Origin of the sequence: Brevibacillus sp. MCWH (assembly GCF_013096935.1) — a bacterium.
GTDB lineage: Bacteria > Bacillota > Bacilli > Brevibacillales > Brevibacillaceae > Brevibacillus > Brevibacillus aydinogluensis.
Genome location: NZ_SDLF01000008.1, coordinates 1 through 18,380 on the forward strand (window position 1 = coordinate 1; position 18,380 = coordinate 18,380).

Consider the following 18,380-nt stretch of genomic DNA (forward strand, 5'->3'; position numbering starts at 1 on the left):
TTCGTTTTTACAATGAGGAGCGTTTGCAAATCAAATTAAATAAGCTGACGCCAGTCGAGTACAGGCGTCAGCATGCGGCCTAACGGCCGGGGGTTTTTTAAGTGTCTACAAAATGGGGTCTTGACCAGTGCCTGACACTGCGCCGGGCGGGGTCTTCTTCTTTCTTCCGACTTCGAAAGACAGGGCGTTTCACGCTACTTGGCTTCCTTGTCACTCGAATCCGCTCGTACCTCCCTCTTCTTGCTCAAATCAGGACTGATATCCTTCCATCCCTTCGGCTCAATGATCTGAAACTTGGAAGTGTCAATCTCTTTGTCAATGGCCAGCCGAAGCACTTCGATCTGATTTGAGACGGTACCTTTATCATCGGTCTCAAGCAGTTTCAACAACACGCCCGTTTCCTGATCAACCCACATCTTGAATCTGCTGGCCTGGTGTTTTTCGGCCAGTATACCGGATAACGTACCTACCAGGACGACTGCCGTTCGATCCAGATAAGGTTCCGTTCCCACCACTTTGTGCGGATGCCGATAAAGCCAAAAGCCGTAAGCCTGCGGAAAAATGACATCGTGAGCCTCATGTGCATAGGAGGGATCTTTTCTGTATTCATAGACAGGGATTCCCTCTTCATCGATATAGTAACGGGGGCCTTTCTGGATTTTGCTTTCCTTCGTCACCGTTTTTATTTTCTGCTGTTTGACAAATGCCTTTTCCTGTTCGTATAAATGGATCATGGTCTCGCCGTTTGAGATGTGCTCACTTTGCTTCCCTGTCACGTTGCTTTTTACCTTTACATAGCTTCCAGGTGTATCGCCCACAGATACGTCAAATTCCACCACATCATCGACGCCAAGCGGCTTTTGCATGATCCGGTACGTCCCTTGAATGGTCGTGTAATAATCAATGGCATTGAGCATTTTATCCCGAATCGCTTCAGCAGTGATCTGTTGGCGTGCCGATTGCATTTCTGCATGTTGCTGAACTGCCGCTTCATTTGAAGTCTGCGGCAAAACCTTTCCTGCATCTCCACCAGCGCCATGGGCGACTGACGTGAGGAGTAAACAAATACCTGTGCAGCCTGCTATCATCATTTTTTTTGACATGATCTGCCCTCCTTGTCCCATACCTTCCACCTTTCACTCGCGGTGTATTGATTGACAGTCTCCACATATTCAGACGTGTATGGAGCCGCAGCGCTTCACTTTCATCCATAATTTTTGCTTATTATGGCAAAAATTTCTTACACACAGGATGTCAGTTCCCATTTGTTGTTCACCAGCGGCGGTTTGCATCCGGCCTGCGAATGCTTGCTGGTTGGCCGATATGCGCGGCACGCGAAATCGCAAAAAACCCCCTGGACCACCGCAAGGGTCCCAGGGGGGTTGTTGTCTGTTTACGGGTAGGTTAGTTTGCGGCTACGGCTGCCGCCTCTTTTGTCCGGGCGCGGTTGGCATCCTCGGACACGTGACGCACCAGATCGACCACGCGGCAGGAGTAGCCCCACTCGTTGTCGTACCAGGCGATCACTTTTACCTGGTTGGTGCCCATTACCATCGTGGAGAGGCCGTCGATGATGGACGAGTGATCGTTGCCATTGAAGTCGCTGGAGACCAGCGGTTCATCGCAAAATTCGATGTAGCCCTTCATGCTGCCCTCGCTCGCTTCACGCAGCACGCGGTTTACCTCTTCCACGGTTACCGGCTTCTTGGTGTTGATGACCAGGTCGACGACGGAGACGTTCGGCGTCGGGACGCGCAGGGCGAAACCGTTCAACTTGCCGTTCAGCTCCGGCAGCACCTTGCCCACGGCACGGGCGGCACCGGTCGTGGTCGGAATGATCGACTCACCAGCAGCGCGTGCGCGGCGCAGGTCCTTGTGCGGGTTGTCGATGTTTACCTGGTCGTTGGTGATGGAGTGAACCGTCGTCATCAGGCCCTGTTCGATGCCAAACGCTTCATGCAGCACCTTGGCCACCGGCGCCAGGCAGTTGGTGGTGCAGGAGGCGTTGGAGATGATGTGATGCTTCTCGTGGTCGTAAATGTCTTCGTTGACGCCCATGACAATGGTCACATCTTCTTCCTTCGCCGGTGCAGTGATGACCACCTTTTTCGCGCCGCTTTTCAGGTGCTTGCCGGCGCCTTCGCGGTCCTTGAACTTGCCGGTGGCCTCCACGACGATCTCCACGCCCAGTTCGCCCCACGGCAGATTGAGCGGATCGCGGTCGGACAGCACGACAGTCGGCTTGCCGTTTACGATGATCTGGTTGTCCTGCACGTCCACTTTATGGGGAAAACGCCCGTGAATGGTATCGTATTTCAACAGATGAGCGAGTGTTTCAGGGGGATAGCTGGCATTGATGGCGACGATCTCGATGTTGGGGTCCTGAACGGCGCGGCGAAAAACCATGCGTCCGATTCGTCCGAAACCATTAATACCGATTTTGATTGTCATAATTAGAAACCCCTTCCTCTATTGAGTTACACTATTCCTTACTTTCATTATAATAAGTATGACACAATTATCAATGTGTTTTACTGAAAAATAAATATTTGGACGATTTGCGGTAAAAATCACCAAACGCCCGGCTTCAGCTGACACTCGTCCGGACGGTGGGTGCCGATCCTTGTCCTCAACTGGCCACAACGACCTGCGCAGTCATTTCACCAGCCCTCGGTATATCAAATGTCTACAAGCCCAAAACAAGAGAGCCATTTTCAAAACCCCCCAGTTGGAATAGCCAGCCAATCACATACCAACGTGAGGGAATTTTGAAATGGCTCAATACCAGATCACCATAGCTTTTCATCAGCTTTTTCTTAACCAATCTCAGGATGCGGGAGTGGCCACACTACTAGAATTCGTATTGAACCAAATGTTACAAGCGCAAGTTCGACTGAACCCTAAAAACCTTGTTCCCCTTTGTCAACGTCGATGCTCAGGTACGCAGCAGGAAGCCTTTGTCTACCCTAAGGGGTGGACATCAGCTTGACATAGACAGGTTTTCTTCGGCTCGGTCCTTCCCTTGATTAAACTGTTTTTCGCTTTTCGCAATGACCACTGTTGCAACTGCATTACCAATGACATTTGTTATCGCACGCGCCTCTGACATAAAACGGTCAACACCCAGCAATAAGGCGATTCCTTCCACAGGTATTGCGTTGCCCGGCAGGGAGGCTAGTGTTGCAGTCAAGGTAATAATTGCAGAGCCGGTTACACCTGCAGACCCTTTCGATGTAAGCATGAGTACCCCAAACAATGTAAGTACTTGCCAAAAGGTGAGATTAATTCCATAAGCCTGGGCGATAAACAATGATGCCATGGTATAGTAGATGCACTGTCCATCCGGATTAAAAGCGTAACCTGTAGGCACAACAAAACCAACAACAGGCTTCGAACAACCAAATTGTTCTAATTTTTTCATCAAACTTGGCAAAGCGGACTCAGAAGAAGACGTTCCAAGGACAAGTAAGATTTCCTCTTTTATGTGTGTAATCAAATGAAAAACACTGAATCCGTAGAACTTAGCCACCGCACCCAATACGATTACGACAAACAAAAACATGGTAATATAGACGGAAGCCAACATTTTACCAAGGGAAAAAAGAGAACCGATTCCAAACTTCCCAATTGTGTAAGCCATGGCACCCCCTGCAGCAAAAGGGGAAATTTTCATAATCATCCCAACAATCCTGAAAAATACATCATTCATTTTTTCAAAGAAAGTAGTTACCAGCTTTCCTTTTTCCCCTAAGGCAGCAAGGGCAATGGCAAATAATAGAGCGAAGAGCAATATAGGAAGCATTTCACCTTTTGCAAGAGCACCAACGGCACTATCAGGGATGATCCCCAGAAGAAAATCCTTGAATCCATGACTCGTTTCTGATGCCTGCTGGGAATATTTCGCAACATCAGCAGCACTCTCACTCACATGACTGGTATCCATACCTATTCCCGGTTTGATTAGATACATGACCACGATCCCGATGAGCAAGGCAATCGTACTAATAATTTCAAAGTAGATTAATGACTTTGTACCAAGCTTTCCGATTTTTTTCATATCTCCCATATTGGCAAAACCGATAACAATGGTTAGGAAGATAATGGGACCGATTAGCATCTTTATCAATTTGATAAAGAGATCAGCAAAAATCTTTAATTCAACCCCAAAAGATGGAAAAAGGTGTCCAATCAAGATTCCGGTAACAATGGCAATAACAACCTGTAAAGTTAAATTTTTGAGATACTTTTTCATACAGATCCCTCTTTCTCCGTATTTGCGAGCGATTGGAGCCATGATCTGCAAAAACACTTCGCAAGCGTTTACAAAATAATCAACTCCTTTCTTTTTTTGCTCGTACGCATGTGTACGCATGTGGGTATCATGGATTCTTGTGAGGAACATCATCCATATATTTACCGCTGAAATTATATATTAACGTATACGTTAAAGTCAAATATTATTTGAAATATTCAGTTTTATCACAAGCAAAAGTCTATTTAGGTTCGCCTAAAAACGCTTGTTTTCTAAGGTTTTTTCTGAATGATATATCGGAATTGTCTTGCGTGAACGAAATAATAAATAAACACTATTGACATTAATGTATACATTGATAGATAATTAACTACTGAAAAATTCAGAAAACAAGGTAGGAGGTCAGTCGATGAGTGAAAAACGTACGTTGCATATCGCAGTTATCCCTGGTGATGGAATTGGACGAGAGGTCGTTCAAGAAGGGATACGTGTTTTGGAGTACTTGGCTCAAGCATCAAACGGGACGTTTCTTTTTGAATTTGATTTCTTTCCTTGGGGGTGTCAATATTACTTAGAGACTGGTCGTATGATGGCTGCCGATGGCTTGGAAAAACTCCAGCATTATGATGCCATTTATTTTGGAGCTGTTGGTTGGCCAGGAGTACCCGACCATGTAAGTTTGTGGGGATTACGGCTGGCGATCTGCCAAGGATTCGATCAATGGGCGAATATCCGCCCTGTACGCTTCTTACCAGGTGTCGAAAGCCGACTACGTCATCCAAATGCAGAATCCCTGGATTGGATTTTAATCCGTGAAAACTCTGAAGGAGAATATTCAGGAATTGGTGGACGTAATTTCTCAGGTCGCGGGAAAGGAAAAGAGGTTGCTATTCAATCATCCATCTTTACCGAAGAAGGTTGTGAGCGGATTATTCGCTATGCATTTGAAATTGCCCGTACCCGCAAAAGAAAGAAAGTGACCAGTGTAACCAAGAGCAACGCGCAACAGTATGGAATGGTGCTTTGGGATGAAGTTTTTGCCCGTGTAAGCCAGGAATATCCTGATGTTGAAACAGAACAATGGCTTGTTGACGCTATGGCAGCCCGGTTTGTACTGAAACCTGAAACGTTGGAAGTAGTCGTAGCATCAAATCTGCTTGCAGACATTCTTTCTGATTTGGGCAGCGCACTTGCTGGAAGTCTAGGGCTTGCTGCCAGCGCAAATCTCAACCCCGAACGCCGTTATCCGAGTATGTTTGAACCGGTGCATGGGTCAGCTCCAGATATTGCCGGACAAGGGATCGCGAATCCAATCGGGGCAATCGGCAGTGCTGCTTTAATGTTGGAACATCTAGGTCTTCATGATGAGGCCAAACTGGTACATCAGGCAATTGAGGCAACAACACGTGAAGGCAAGCTTACACCGGATGTGGGAGGAACTTGTTCGACTCGTGAGGTAACTGACGCGATTTTAGCCAATTTAGCAAAAGTAAGTGCGAAGGTATAACCACACATCCATGAAAAAAGGCTGTAGCTGATTTTTTAAAAAATCTCTACAGCCTTTCTATAATCATTGAATCCATCGCTTCTACGTATGAGGCATAGATCGAAGGACCTCCAGAATTTCGTTACGGGCTCTGTAACGATGGGCTTGCAGCATGGTTCGTGCAGCTTCGGGTTCACCCGCTCGCATGACTGCTAATATTGCCCGATGTTCTATGACTGAACGTGTTGGTATTGGTCTGAACTCAATCGTATATAATCGTGCACGATAGAGTTGATCAGATTGACTATCGATAATTCCTCTAAGGCGTGGATTTTGAGCCAAATCGACAATGAGATTATGAAATTGATCATCAAGGTCTGTCCATGCCAGCAGATCGTTCCTTTCCAGTGCCTTTTCCTGATCCTCGATCAAACGTTCAAGTTGGTTGAATTCTTCACAAGTAGCACGACCGGTAGCAAGCCTGCCCGCAATACCTTCCAGGGCTTCCACTACTTCATAAATGTGTTGAAGGTCATCCGCTACAAGTGGTGCTACCACAAAACCACGACGTGGGATGAGACGCACCCATCCCTCCATCTCTAAGCGGACAAGTGCTTCACGCACAGGAGTTCTGCTCATACCTAGAATTTCGGCCATCTCCCTCTCTAACACAGTCTGTCCAGGTTGCAGTTGAAGATGGCGAATCGCATGCCGAATCGCTAGATAAGCACGTTGCGGCAAGCGTGACTCCTCATTCATATCTAATGTGGCTAAAAATGCACGTACGTTCTGTGAAAGAGCAGATTGATCAAGCCTTTCACGATGAAAAACAAGTGTTTGGGATGTCTTTTGATTATTCATCCTAGAGATCACTCATCCCCAGAAATTTCTACTTTGCCATGAAAATCATATCAAAAAACCATGATTACCTCAATCCAGCGAGACAAAAGATGTCTTGTTCGGCGAAGCTGGTTCTTCGGAAGCAGACAAACAAGAAGTAGAGGAGGTCCCAAGATGAAGGTCTTGATTGCAATCGATTCTTTTAAAGGGAGTATTTCTTCTGCAGAAGGTAGTAAAGCCATTTCTTTGGGAATAAAGGATGTGTATCCCGATGCAGAAATTGTAGCTGTACCTGTAGCAGACGGTGGCGAGGGCACGGTTGAAGCGTTGGTTCAAGCGACAAATGGACAATTCATTACAAAAGAAGTAACAGGACCATTAAAAGAGAAAGTAAAAGCAGTTTACGGTATTTTGGGAGAAGGAGAAACTGCGGTTATTGAAGTAGCAGCAGCATGTGGCTTACCGCTTGTTCCTTCTGATCAACGTAATCCTTTCATTACAACCACGTATGGCGTTGGCGAACTCATTTCTGATGCCATCGAAAAAGGATGTCATAAATTTGTCATTGGGCTTGGCGGTAGTTCCACCAATGATGCGGGTGTCGGAATGCTTCAAGCATTGGGATTTCGCTTCTTAGATAAAAACGGTCAAGAGGTAGGATTAGGAGGGCAAGTACTCCAAGATATTTGTAAAATTGATGTGACCCATGTAAATCCAGTGTTGAAGGATTGTACATTCGAAATAGCTTGTGATGTACAAAATCCTCTCTACGGACCAACCGGAGCTGCGTATGTTTTTGCTCCCCAGAAAGGGGCGACAGCAGAAATGGTGCGCGAACTCGATGAAGGCCTTAAACACTTTGCACAAGTTGTCCTTAATGAGTTGGACGTCGATATTCATAATATCGTCGGTGGAGGGGCAGCCGGCGGACTTGGAGCTGCGTTTGCAGGCTTCTTACATGCACACCTTCGATCTGGAATCCAGGTCGTTTTAGACATCATTCAAATGGAAGAAAAAATAAAAGGTGTCGATTTTGTCATTACAGGTGAAGGACTGTTGGATGGACAAACATCGATGGGAAAGGCTCCAATCGGAGTAGCTCAATTGGCATATAAACATCGTATCCCGGTTATAGCACTTGCGGGTGGTATTACAAATGAGACATCACCTTTACACGCATCTGGCATCACTTCTTGCTTTTCTATTGTGAACAAACCAATGTCACTTGAAGAAGCGATGGACTATCATGTTACTTTTGACAATCTGCGCTTTACCTCATACCAGTTGTTTCGATTGATTCGGGCGATCCGGTGAAAGAGATGCCTCCCCTCCATCTTTTGGAGGGGAGGGTCGGGTTACCGCAAATCGTCGTTGTAAATTGTCCGATATCGGTCGTGGTAGTACAGCACCCGCTGGACGTATAGACGAGTCTCGCCGAACGGGATGTCCTCGAGGGTGTCTCGCTCTCCGTTCCACTGCTCGCGCGTCAGCCATCCGTTTACCTTGCCGGGCCCGGCGTTGTACGCGGCAATGGTTTTGACCACGTCGCCCTGAAACCTTTGCTGCAAAAACGACAAGTACCAGGTCCCGATGTTGATGTTCATCTCCGGATCGTACAGGTAATCCTTTCGCTTCGGCTGAAAGCCCGCCTGCTCCACAATCCATTCTGCCGTGTCGGGCATGATCTGCATCAGCCCGACCGCCCCCTTTTTCGAGACGTTGTCCGGCTGGAAGCCGCTCTCCGAACGGATGATGGCCAAAATCAGGTAAGGGTCTACCTGATAACGGCGGGACGCTTCCAGGATCTCGCTCTGATACTTGATCGGATACATCCACTTCCAGACCAAGGGGGAGTTGATCAGCAAAAAGACGCCCATCAGCACGATCAGGACGCCTGCGGCTCGCCTGCCTCGCTTCATCCCGACAGCTCCGTCTTCAATTCTGCCAGCAGGCGCTCCACCTGCCGTTCCGTCTCTTCCCGCGTCCCGGTGTTGTCGATCAGAAAATCGGCGAGCTGTTTTTTCTGCTCAATGGGCCACTGCGCCCTCAGCCGCTTGTGCGCCTGTTCCTCATCCAGCTCGTCACGCTCCAACATCCGCGCCAACTGTACAGAGGCCGGCGCGTACACCACGACAATTTTATCCACCAGATGCTGCAACTTGCTCTCAAACAACAAGGGAATATCCATAAACACGATGTCAGCGCCGTTCCGTTCCGCTGCTTCCGCCTCTTCCCGCATCACCCGGCGGACTTCCGGGTGGACGATGGCGTTCAGCTTCTGCCGCTCCGCTTCGTCGGAAAAGACGATTTCCCCCAGCTTCTTGCGGTTGATCTGGCCGTCAGCCAGCAGGATGTCCCTGCCGAAGTGACGAACGATCGCCTCGTAGGCAGGTTTGCCTTTCTCCACAACTTCGCGGGCGATCTGGTCAGCGTCAATGACAGGAATGCCGCGCTCCCGCAGCATGGCCGTCACCGTACTTTTTCCCGTGGCGATGCCTCCTGTCAACCCTAGAATCATGCCCGTTTTCCTCCTCGTCTGATGGGCTTGCCAACTTTTTGACAGGCGGGACAGATGTGCGTCCCCCTGCCGCCGACCACGAACCGGACGATCTCCGTTCCACAGCGGGTACACGGCTGCCCTTTGCGTCCGTATACCAACAGCGACTGCTGAAACATGCCCATCTCGCCCTGGCCGTTGACGTACGACTTGATCGAACTGCCGCCCTGTGCCACCGCCTCTTTCAGCGTGGTAACGATGCTTTCGTGCAGCTTGGCCACCTGTTTGGCGGTCAGGCTGCCTGCCGGCAGTTCCGGGTGGATGCCTGCCCGAAAGAGGGATTCGTCCACATAAATATTCCCCAACCCGACAATACATTCCTGATTCAACAGCAGCGGCTTGATCTTGGTCGTCCGCCCCTTGAGCAGACGGCCCAGCACGTCCGGCGTAAAGCTGTCCTCCAGCGGTTCGACGCCCAGTTTGGCCAGCGGCCCTTCACTCGTTTCCATCCCAATCGGAAACAGATCCATCGTCCCGAACTGGCGAACATCCCGGTAGCGCAGTTCGGTGCCGTCGGTAAAATGGAAAATCACGTGCGTGTGCTTCTCCACCGGGTCCTCAGCCTGGTACAGGCCGTAGCGCCCCTCCATGCGCAGATGGGAGACAAGCACGTCCTTGTCCAGAAAAAACTGGATGAACTTGGCCCGCCGCTTGATCTCACGAATGGTCTGGCCGGCCAGCTGCGCCTTGAACGCTTCCACGTCGTCCGGGCGGCGCACAATCCGCGGCAGCGTCACGCTGACGCGTTCGATCGTCTTGCCCAACACGAGGGTGCGCAGGGTGCGGACGACCGTTTCCACCTCTGGCAGTTCCGGCATGGGTCTCCTCCTCTCGTTTCTCTCTTGATGCTGTTCCGGTTACTTCGCGTCGTACCAGGTGCGTCCGTAATGCACGTCCACTTTCAGCGGCACGTCCAACTTGAGCGCGTTTTCCATCACGTCCGGCACCAGCTTCTGCATGACGGCCAATTCCGCTTCCGGCACTTCGAAGACCAGTTCGTCGTGCACCTGCAGAAGCATCCGGCTCTTCAGGCCTTTTTCACGGATGCTCTCTTGCATCCGGATCATCGCCAGTTTGATGATGTCGGCGGCCGTTCCCTGGATCGGGGTGTTCATGGCCGTCCGCTCCGCAAACGAGCGCAAATTGAAATTGCTGCTCTTGATGTCGGGCAGGTAGCGGCGTCGGTGCAGGAGCGTGGTGACGTAGCCGTCCTGCTTCGCTTGCTTCACGATTTCTTCCATGTACCGTTTCACGCCGGAAAAGACGGCGAAGTAGCGTTCGATGAAATCCGCTGCTTCCTTGCGCGTGATGTTCAGGTTTTGCGACAAGCCGTAGTCACTGATCCCGTAGACGATGCCGAAGTTGACCGCCTTGGCCTGACGGCGCATCAGCGGCGTGACCTCCGCCTCGCTCACCCCAAACACGTCCATCGCCGTCCGCGTGTGAATGTCCATCCCCTTGCGGAAGGCGTCAATCAGGTTTTCATCCCCGGAGATGTGGGCGAGAACGCGCAGTTCGATCTGCGAGTAGTCGGCAGCCAGCATGTACCAGCCTGCTTCGGAAGGAATGAACGCCTCGCGGATTTTCCGGCCTTCCTCCAGGCGGATGGGAATGTTTTGCAGGTTGGGCTCGGTGCTGGACAGGCGGCCGGTCGCCGTGGTGGCCTGGTTGAACCGCGTGTGAATCTTGCCCGTCTTGGCGTGAATCTCCTTGGTCAGCCCCTCGATGTACGTGGAGCGCAGCTTGCCCAACTGGCGGAAGTGGAGAATTTCCCCGATGATCGGATGGTACGGCGCCAGCTTTTCCAATACGTCGGCACTGGTGGACGGGCCGGTCTTCGTCTTCTTCAGCACCGGCAGATCCAGTTTGTCGTACAGGATCTCCCCCAACTGCTTTGGCGAATTGATGTTGAACGGCGTCCCGGCCAGCTCGTGAATCTTTGCCGTCAACGTCTCCAACTGGCTGTCCAGCTCTTCGCCCATCTCCAACAGCCGCTCGCGGTTGATTTTGACTCCCTGCTTTTCCATCGCGGCCAGGACCAGACTGAGCGGCGCTTCCAGATCGGTGAGCAGTTCGTTCAGCTTGTGCTGCGCCAGCTCATCCCGCAGTTTTGGCACGCTCTGCCAGATCGCAGCCGCTTTGCGCGCCACGTGTTCGCTGAGGACGCTCGTCTCCGGCACCTGCCGCTTGGCTCCTTTGCCAAACACCTCATCGTCCGGCAGCACGCCTACCTCGGCGTACTGGGCCGCGACACCGTCGAGGGTGGGATTGCTCTCCGTCGCATTCAGCAGGTAGGAGGCCAGGTAGACGTCAAAGCCGATGCCGGCTGCCTCCATGCCGTGCCAGGACAGTCCCACCGTGTCCCGCTTGCCGTCAAACACCCATTTTTCCTTGGTGTCGTCGGCCAGCCATTCGCGAAATGCCTGCCACTCCACGGCCACGTCGTACGGCACGTAGAACGAGATGCCGTCTGCGGCCAGACCGAAGCCGAGGATCGGCGCATGGTGGTAGTTGTCTCCGTCCATCTCCACGTACAGCGCCATGGGCGACGTCAGTTTTTCGGCATAGCTGTCTGTTCTGCCGCCCTCCACTACCTCGAAGGAAAACGGCGCGCGCTCTTGTCCCGACTGGCCCCCATCTTTCGGGGCGGCCGTCTTTACTTTGGACAGCAGCGACTTGAACTCCATTTTTTTGAAAAACTCGGTGACAGCCGCCGCATCGTAGCCGGAATACACCGTCTGTTCCACGTCCAGATCGACGGGGGCGTCCCGCATGATGGTCGCCAGCGCCTTGCTCATCCTGGCCTGCTCCACGTTTTCACGCAGGTTTTCCTGCAGCTTTTTGCCGGAGATCCGGTCGATGTTCTCCAGCACCGCTTCCACCGATCCGTATTCGCGCAAAAGCTTCAGCGCAGTCTTTTCCCCCACGCCGGGCACGCCCGGGATGTTGTCCGAGGCATCGCCCATCAGCCCCTTCAGGTCGATGATCTGAAGCGGCTGCAACCCGTACTTGTCCGCGATCTCCTTGGGCGTATACAGCTCCATCTCACTTACGCCCTTGCGCGTCAACGCTACGGATACATTGTCGGAGACCAGCTGGAGCATGTCCTTGTCCCCGGTAATCACCGTCGTCTTCCAGCCCGATTCGTCCGCCCGCCGGGTGAGCGTCCCGATGATGTCATCCGCTTCGTATCCTTCCAGTTCAAAGCGCTGGATGGAAAATGCGTCCAGCAGCTCGCGAATCAGCGGAAACTGCTCCGACAGCTCCGGCGGCGTCTTGGCCCTGCCGCCCTTGTATTCGGCAAACTCGCTGTGGCGAAACACGACTTTGCCCGCGTCAAACGCGACCAGCATGTGCGTCGGCTGCATCTCTTCCAGCACCTTGAGCAGCATGGTGGTGAAGCCAAGCACCGCGTTGGTATGCAGTCCCGCCGACGTGGACAGCAGCGGGAGCGCGTAAAACGCCCGGTTGGCGATGCTGTTCCCGTCAATCAACACAAAGTGGCTCAACTCGTACGACTCCTCTCGTTCCATCACTATTCCTTCAGTTTACCACAGGGGCACACCCCTGGCAAAACAAGTCTCCATCAGCGGCAGGGCCTGCGGGTAAGCATTCCTCTGCTTGAACAAACTAGGAAAAAACAGCGGAAAGAAGGCGATCACATGCGCAAACGAACCTGGGGGGCAGCCCTGCTCGCCGCTTGTCTGTTCTCCTGCACGGCAGGGGCGCACGCCCTCGCTCCCGGTGCTACCCCGGCGAAAACGGCCGCCAAGAAAGTGGCAGTAGTCATTGACGACTTGGGAAACAACATGGCGGGCACGGACGACATTCTCAACCTGCCCGTTCCCCTGACGGTCGCGGTGATGCCGTTTTTGCCCAGCACCAAACGGGACGCGGAGCTGGCCCATCGAAAGGGACACGACGTGTTTGTCCACCTGCCGATGGAGCCGGTAAACGGAAAGCGTTCCTGGCTGGGACCCGGAGCGATCACCACTGACCTGAGCGACGAGGAGATTCGCGACCGCGTCCGCAAGGCGATTGACGATGTTCCGCACGCGATCGGTTTGAACAACCACATGGGCTCCAAGGCAACAGCCGACGAGCGCGTCATGCGGGCGGTGCTGAGCGTGTGCAAGGAACGCGGCATGATCTACCTGGACAGCAAAACGACCCATCGCAGTGTCGCAGCCAAAATTGCCAAGGAGCTGGGCGTGCCGTTTTTGGAAAACGAACTGTTTCTGGACTCCGTCTACACCGTCTCGCACATTACCCGCCAAATGGAAACGCTGTGCCAGCGCATGAAAGACCGCCCCGTCAATATCGCCATCGGCCATGTCGGGCCGCCCGGCAAGAAAACGGCCTCTGTTCTGCGCCAGTACATTCCGCGCATACAACAGGAGGCGGTGATTGTCACCGTCTCTGCGCTGTTGAACAGCGTTACGCCTTAGCCGTTTCCAACCGGCTGATCTCGTCGCTTGCGGCTGTTGGCCTCCGCTCATCGCCTTGCACCTCGCCGGTGAGCGGACGGTCTTCATCGCTTCCGGCGTTCTCCCAGGAGTTTGTTGGAGCGGCCAGGCGATCGGCAGGCCCCACGCTTTGTTCGTGGCCTCCCAATGTCTAGCGATTGTGAATGTTTCGATAGACCTGTAAAATAGAGAGCATGCGATCTCCTTAGGACAAGAAGGTGTAGGCATGAACACTCCAAACGAAAAACCCTGGATACCGCCCTATCTCGCCCTCTTTTTCGGCGTGGCGGCCGTCTCCACCTCGGCCATCTTTGTCAAGCTGTCCAGTGCGCCGGCACCTGTAATCGCCACGTACCGGCTGGTATTTTCCGTGCTGCTGACGCTGCCGCTGCTGTTCTGGAACCGCGGTGCCATCGGCGAAATGGTGCGGATGCCGAGAAGGCAGTGGCTGCTCTGTCTCCTGTCGGGGGCCTTTTTGGCCAGCCACTTCCTGCTCTGGTTTGAATCGCTCAACTTTACGTCCGTCGCCAGCTCTACCGTGCTGGTCACGTTGCAGCCGCTGTTTGCCTTCGTCGGCGGGTATTTCTTCTTTGGCGAGCGAATCCGCCCCCTGGCCCTGACGGGAGGGTTGCTGGCCATCGCCGGCAGCTTCGTCATCGGCTGGGGAGACTTTCGCGTCGGCGGCATGGCGCTGTGGGGAGACTTTCTGGCGCTGATGGGCGCCGCCACCGTCACCGGCTACTGGCTGGTTGGCCAGTACGTGCGGCAGCACCTGTCCTCGTTTTCCTACACACTCGTCGTCTACACGATCACCAGCGTGCTGCTGGTGGCGTACGATCTGGTGCTGGGGTACCCGCTGGCCGGTTACCGGGCCGAGGACTGGGGCTGGTTTTTCTGCCTCGCCTTGTTTCCGACGCTGCTCGGCCACTCGATTTTCAACTGGGTGATCAAATGGCTAAACACCACGACGATCTCCATGGGGATTTTGGGGGAACCGGTCGGAACGGCGATTCTGGCGTACCTCATCCTGGGGGAAGGGGTTACCCTTTCGCAATGGGTCGGCGGCCTGATCATTCTCACCGGCATCTACCTGTTCATCCGCTGCAATACAGCCAAAGGAGTGGAGTCTGATGAAGCAACCGCCGCATCGTCGGAAAAGCTTGCGTGAATTCGTGAGCGGTCTTGGCATCTGGGCCAAAATCGGCTGGACCATCCTGCTCGGCTACATCGTCGGCCGGATCATCTACTGGCTCAGCAAACTGTTCTAAAGTGCGTCGAAAATCCAGCAAAAACAGCAGCCGCTCAGGCTGCTGCTTTTTGCTGCTCTTGTGCCGCCTCTTTCTTGGGCGGCTTTTTGTGCATAAAGAAAATAAACGGGATGGACAAAAAGATTGGAATGGCCGACACGAGCAGGGCGTCGGCAATCCCCCGAACGACTGCCTCCTTGGCAATCATCCCGGCCAAAACGGATGCGGCTCCTCCCTGGGCGGTCGCGGCGTCCACCCCCGCCTGCATGAACAGCCCGGTCAGACCCTGGAGCGCCTCGCTCGCCGTGGTGGACGTCACAGACACGCTGTCCGAAATCGCCGCGGCGTGAAAGGACTGGCGCGAGCTCATGATCGTCGTCAGGATGGCAATGCCAAACGAGCTCATCACCTGCCGGATCACGTTGGACAGGGAGGATGCCTTCCCGACGCTGGCGCGGGGAATGGCGTTCATCCCCGCCGTGGACAGCGTCTGCATGCACAGCCCGATGCCGATCCCGCGAATCGTCAGCACCGTATTCAACCAACCGTGCGGCGTGTCGGCGGTCAAGGTGTGCAATTCATAAGTGGTCACCCCCATGACCAGCATGCCCACCAGGCCGACGGGACCGATCCCGTACTTGTCAAACAGCTTGCCGCTGATCGGCATCATCAACGCCATGGCAATCGACTGCGGCATCAGCAGAAGCCCGGAGTCCACCGCCGACATGCCCTGAATGTTTTGCAGAAATATCGGCATCAGGAATATCCCGCCCATCATCCCCATCATGACAAAACTGGAGCTGATGACGCTTAACGTAAACACAGGGATTTTCAGCAGGCTGAAGTCTAGCAGGGGAGACTCCCTGCCCGTCTCCACCCAAACGAACAGCACCAGGCTGCTAATTGCGACAAACAGCAAACTGACGATGAAAAATGAGTCCCATCCTTCCGACTGGCCCTTGCTCAGCGCGAGCAGCAGCGTCCCGAAGCCGATGATGGAAAGAATCGCTCCCGGAAAGTCAAACTTCAACTCCGGCTTTTTCGGCGTTTCCTTCAACAGGGCGCTGCTCATCACCACGGCGAACACGCCAAACGGAACGCCCAGCAGGAACAGGAACTGCCAGTTGAGGTATTCGACAATGTACCCGCCCAGCGTCGGCCCGACCGCCGGCGCCACCATCGCGGCGATGCCAAACAGCCCCAGAGCCAGTCCCATCTTCTCCCGCGGGACAATCATGTAGATCATCGACATTCCGATCGGCATAATCATCCCGCCGCTCAAACCCTGGATGACGCGGAAGGCGATCAGGCTGGTGTCGTTCCATGCCAGCGCGCAGAGGACGGACGAAGCTGTAAATGCGATCAGTGAGAGCAAAAAGATCCGCTTGTACCCGTATTTGTCGCCCAGCAGGCCGCTCATCGGGATCATGACGGCGTTGGCCAGCATGTAACCGGTCAACACCCATTGGATCGTGTCCGTCGTGGAGCCAAACACGTTTACCAGCGTAGGCAGGGCGACGTTGATCAAACTGTTGTTCAAAATGGCGACGAAGGTGCCCATGAGAATGGCCAAAAGCGAAATCCACATCTCGCTTCCGCTGTTCCCATGGCGCTGTGCCGCTGCTTCCGCCATGATTCTCCCTCCCGTCAGTTGACGATCACTTTGCTGCCCTCGGCCAAATCGTCACCAGGATTCAGCACGAGCTGGTCGCCAGCGGCTACCCCTTTGGTCACTGCAACCCAATCGCCCTTGATTTCCCCGACAGTCACCTCTACCTGATGCACGATGTCGCGGTCCACTTTGTACACGAATTGCTTGTTCTCCTTGGTCACGACGGCCGAGGAGGGGATTTTCACTTCGCTGTCGGACGCCTGGTTTGGCAGGTACACCTCCGCCAGCATCCCTGCCCGCAGCGCGCCATCCTTGTTGTCCAAACGCACCTTGATCGGGAAAGAGCTGCTGTTGGTATCGGAGATCGGGCTGACGAACTCCACCGTACCCTTGAGCGTACGATTGTCCACTTTCACGTCAACTGCCGAACCGACTTTCACCTGGTTGATCTGCTCCTGGGGCACGCTGGCCTCTACTTTGACCTGATCCATCTGGACCAGCACCAGCAGCGGAACGCCCGGCTGGGCCATCTCGCCGGGATCGATGCTGCGGCGAGCCACGATGCCGGAGATCGGGGCGACAATCTTGGTATTTTCATAAGTGCTTTTGGCCAGTTGCAAACCGGATTGCAGACGTTTCACTTCTGCCTCCAGCGCGGCCACGGAATTGGCTGTCGGTCCCGCCTTGGCCAAATCGTATTGAGCCTTGGCCTGATCGTACCCCGTCCGCGCTTTTTCCAGCTCCAGCGTCACCTTTTCCAGATCGGCCTGGGAGATCGCGCCGGAATCGTACAACGCCTTCATCCGATTGTAGCTGCTCTCGGCTACCTCCAGCGCCGCTTTTGCCTGCTCCACGCCGCTCTCCAGACGCTGCAGCTCCTGGCTGCGCGCGCCGGCCTGGGTGTCGAGCAGACGCGCCTGGGCGCTGGCGATGGCGGCTTCCGCCTGTCTGATTTGCTCCAGGTAATCGTTCGCTTCCAACGAGACGAGCACGTCGCCCTTCTTCACGACCGAGCCTTCCTTCACGTGCACCTGCTCCACTTTCCCCGCCAGTTTGGAGACCACCTGAATTTCTTCTGCCGGTGCGATCTTTCCGCTTGCGATCGAGCCGGCCTGATTCGATTCCAGCTTCCACACTTTCACGACCGGCTGGCTTTCTTCCGGCCCGGCTGTCGTTTCACTGCAACCTGCGGCGAGCAGCGAACAGGCCGCCACAATAATCCCCACTTGTTTCCATTTCATTGTCTTCATCACTTACATCCCCTTTACGTGCACTTTGATTTCCGCATTCAGACCAGGGGTCAGTTGGATTCCGGCGGCATTGTCAATCGCCACCTTTATCGGAATCCGCTGCGTCACTTTGGTAAAGTTGCCGCTGGTGTTAACGGACGGCAGCAGCGCAAAGGTGGAGTTGGTGGCTTGGCCGATTTCGGACAGGTGACCGGTCAGCTGTTTGCCCGGGTAAGCGTCCAGCGTGATGTCCACTTTCTGCCCCAGCTTGAGGCGGCCAAGCTCCGTCTCTTCCACATTGGCGGAAATGTACAGGTTATTCTCGTCCACCACCATGGCTACTGCCTGACCGGGAGAGACAACCTCTCCTTCCTTTGCCAGCGTCTTGATCACCGTGCCGGTAATGGGTGCCCGCAGCACCGCGTTTTCCAACAGGTTGGTCGTCAGATTGGTCGTATCCTGCTGTCCGACGATCTGATCCGCCACGACGACATCCCCCTCGTGAACCTTCAGCGACGTCAGCTTGCCGGAAATCCGCGGCATCACGCGGTAAATGTCACCGGCGACGCGGGCGTCCTGTGTGGTGACGTAGTGGCTCCCCTGATACCAGTAGTAGTAACCGATGCCGCCCCCTCCTGCTACCATCAGGAGCAGGATGATGTACAAGACAAGTTTTCGCTTCATGGTTTCT

The 18,380-nt window shown here is 53.7% G+C and carries 17 protein-coding genes; 5 read left to right on the plus strand and 12 right to left on the minus strand.

Annotated features, from left to right (window positions below):
* Positions 1–194 precede the first annotated feature (194 nt).
* The 3 genes from ETC00_RS09250 to dctA form a co-directional block, all read right to left on the minus strand.
* Positions 195–1,103 carry a sigma-E factor regulatory protein RseB domain-containing protein gene (locus ETC00_RS09250; RefSeq protein WP_171565713.1) on the minus strand — a complete coding sequence of 303 codons (909 nt, stop codon included), beginning with the start codon at positions 1,101–1,103 and terminating at the stop codon, positions 195–197.
* A 301-nt stretch (positions 1,104–1,404) separates the two neighbouring features.
* Positions 1,405–2,451 carry a glyceraldehyde-3-phosphate dehydrogenase gene (locus ETC00_RS09255; protein WP_171565714.1) on the minus strand — a complete coding sequence of 349 codons (1,047 nt, stop codon included), beginning with the start codon at positions 2,449–2,451 and terminating at the stop codon, positions 1,405–1,407.
* Between the two features lie 529 nt (positions 2,452–2,980).
* Positions 2,981–4,252, minus strand: coding sequence for a C4-dicarboxylate transporter DctA (gene dctA, locus ETC00_RS09260; RefSeq protein ID WP_171565715.1), 1,272 nt, complete (start codon positions 4,250–4,252; stop codon positions 2,981–2,983).
* A 409-nt stretch (positions 4,253–4,661) separates the two neighbouring features.
* Here dctA and ETC00_RS09265 point away from each other — a divergent pair, with 409 nt between their 5' ends.
* Positions 4,662–5,759 carry a tartrate dehydrogenase gene (locus ETC00_RS09265; protein WP_171565716.1) on the plus strand — a complete coding sequence of 366 codons (1,098 nt, stop codon included), beginning with the start codon at positions 4,662–4,664 and terminating at the stop codon, positions 5,757–5,759.
* Between the two features lie 81 nt (positions 5,760–5,840).
* On the opposite strand, the gene ETC00_RS09270 is transcribed toward ETC00_RS09265, so the two are convergent.
* Entirely contained in the window at positions 5,841–6,599 is a 759-nt protein-coding gene (locus tag ETC00_RS09270) for a GntR family transcriptional regulator (protein ID WP_171565717.1), read from the minus strand.
* A 153-nt stretch (positions 6,600–6,752) separates the two neighbouring features.
* Between ETC00_RS09270 and ETC00_RS09275 the strand changes: the two genes are divergently transcribed.
* The gene (locus ETC00_RS09275; protein WP_171565718.1) at positions 6,753–7,892 is read left to right on the plus strand and encodes a glycerate kinase; all 1,140 of its coding nucleotides are present in this window, start codon (positions 6,753–6,755) and stop codon (positions 7,890–7,892) included.
* Positions 7,893–7,933: 41 nt separating this feature from the next.
* On the opposite strand, the gene ETC00_RS09280 is transcribed toward ETC00_RS09275, so the two are convergent.
* Genes ETC00_RS09280 through polA form a run of 4 tightly spaced genes read right to left on the minus strand, consistent with a single transcriptional unit; the run spans position 7,934 to position 12,644 of the window.
* A complete protein-coding gene (locus tag ETC00_RS09280; protein ID WP_171565719.1) occupies positions 7,934–8,497 on the minus strand; it encodes a lytic transglycosylase domain-containing protein in 564 nt (187 codons plus the stop codon).
* Positions 8,494–9,096 carry a dephospho-CoA kinase gene (gene coaE, locus ETC00_RS09285; protein ID WP_171565720.1) on the minus strand — a complete coding sequence of 201 codons (603 nt, stop codon included), beginning with the start codon at positions 9,094–9,096 and terminating at the stop codon, positions 8,494–8,496. Before coaE ends, ETC00_RS09280 begins: the two co-directional genes overlap by 4 nt.
* Positions 9,093–9,953 (minus strand): DNA-formamidopyrimidine glycosylase, encoded by an 861-nt coding sequence (mutM, locus tag ETC00_RS09290; protein ID WP_171565721.1) that lies wholly within the window; start codon positions 9,951–9,953, stop codon positions 9,093–9,095. Before mutM ends, coaE begins: the two co-directional genes overlap by 4 nt.
* Positions 9,954–9,992: 39 nt before the next feature.
* Complete coding sequence (polA, locus tag ETC00_RS09295) at positions 9,993–12,644, minus strand: DNA polymerase I (RefSeq protein ID WP_171565865.1); 2,652 nt, start codon at positions 12,642–12,644, stop codon at positions 9,993–9,995.
* A 153-nt stretch (positions 12,645–12,797) separates the two neighbouring features.
* Between polA and ETC00_RS09300 the strand changes: the two genes are divergently transcribed.
* Positions 12,798–13,583: a divergent polysaccharide deacetylase family protein gene (locus tag ETC00_RS09300; RefSeq protein WP_171565722.1), complete on the plus strand. Its 786-nt coding sequence runs from the start codon at positions 12,798–12,800 to the stop codon at positions 13,581–13,583.
* On the opposite strand, the gene ETC00_RS09305 is transcribed toward ETC00_RS09300, so the two are convergent.
* Positions 13,573–13,728, minus strand: coding sequence for a hypothetical protein (locus ETC00_RS09305; protein WP_171565723.1), 156 nt, complete (start codon positions 13,726–13,728; stop codon positions 13,573–13,575). The two genes, ETC00_RS09300 and ETC00_RS09305, sit on opposite strands and share 11 nt — an antisense overlap.
* A gap of 99 nt (positions 13,729–13,827) precedes the next feature.
* Here ETC00_RS09305 and ETC00_RS09310 point away from each other — a divergent pair, with 99 nt between their 5' ends.
* Positions 13,828–14,769 (plus strand): DMT family transporter, encoded by a 942-nt coding sequence (locus tag ETC00_RS09310; RefSeq protein WP_171565724.1) that lies wholly within the window; start codon positions 13,828–13,830, stop codon positions 14,767–14,769.
* Positions 14,732–14,869, plus strand: coding sequence for a hypothetical protein (locus ETC00_RS09315; protein ID WP_171565712.1), 138 nt, complete (start codon positions 14,732–14,734; stop codon positions 14,867–14,869). The genes ETC00_RS09310 and ETC00_RS09315 overlap by 38 nt, the downstream gene beginning before the upstream one ends.
* A 34-nt stretch (positions 14,870–14,903) precedes the next feature.
* Here ETC00_RS09315 and ETC00_RS09320 read toward each other — a convergent pair whose 3' ends face one another.
* The 3 genes from ETC00_RS09320 to ETC00_RS09330 are packed head-to-tail and all read right to left on the minus strand — an operon-like array spanning position 14,904 to position 18,373.
* Positions 14,904–16,481 carry a DHA2 family efflux MFS transporter permease subunit gene (locus tag ETC00_RS09320; RefSeq protein WP_171565725.1) on the minus strand — a complete coding sequence of 526 codons (1,578 nt, stop codon included), beginning with the start codon at positions 16,479–16,481 and terminating at the stop codon, positions 14,904–14,906.
* Positions 16,482–16,495: 14 nt separating this feature from the next.
* On the minus strand, positions 16,496–17,713 hold the full coding sequence (locus tag ETC00_RS09325) for an efflux RND transporter periplasmic adaptor subunit (protein WP_171565726.1): 1,218 nt from the start codon (positions 17,711–17,713) through the stop codon (positions 16,496–16,498).
* Positions 17,714–18,373: an HlyD family secretion protein gene (locus ETC00_RS09330; RefSeq protein ID WP_171565727.1), complete on the minus strand. Its 660-nt coding sequence runs from the start codon at positions 18,371–18,373 to the stop codon at positions 17,714–17,716.
* Positions 18,374–18,380 lie beyond the last annotated feature (7 nt).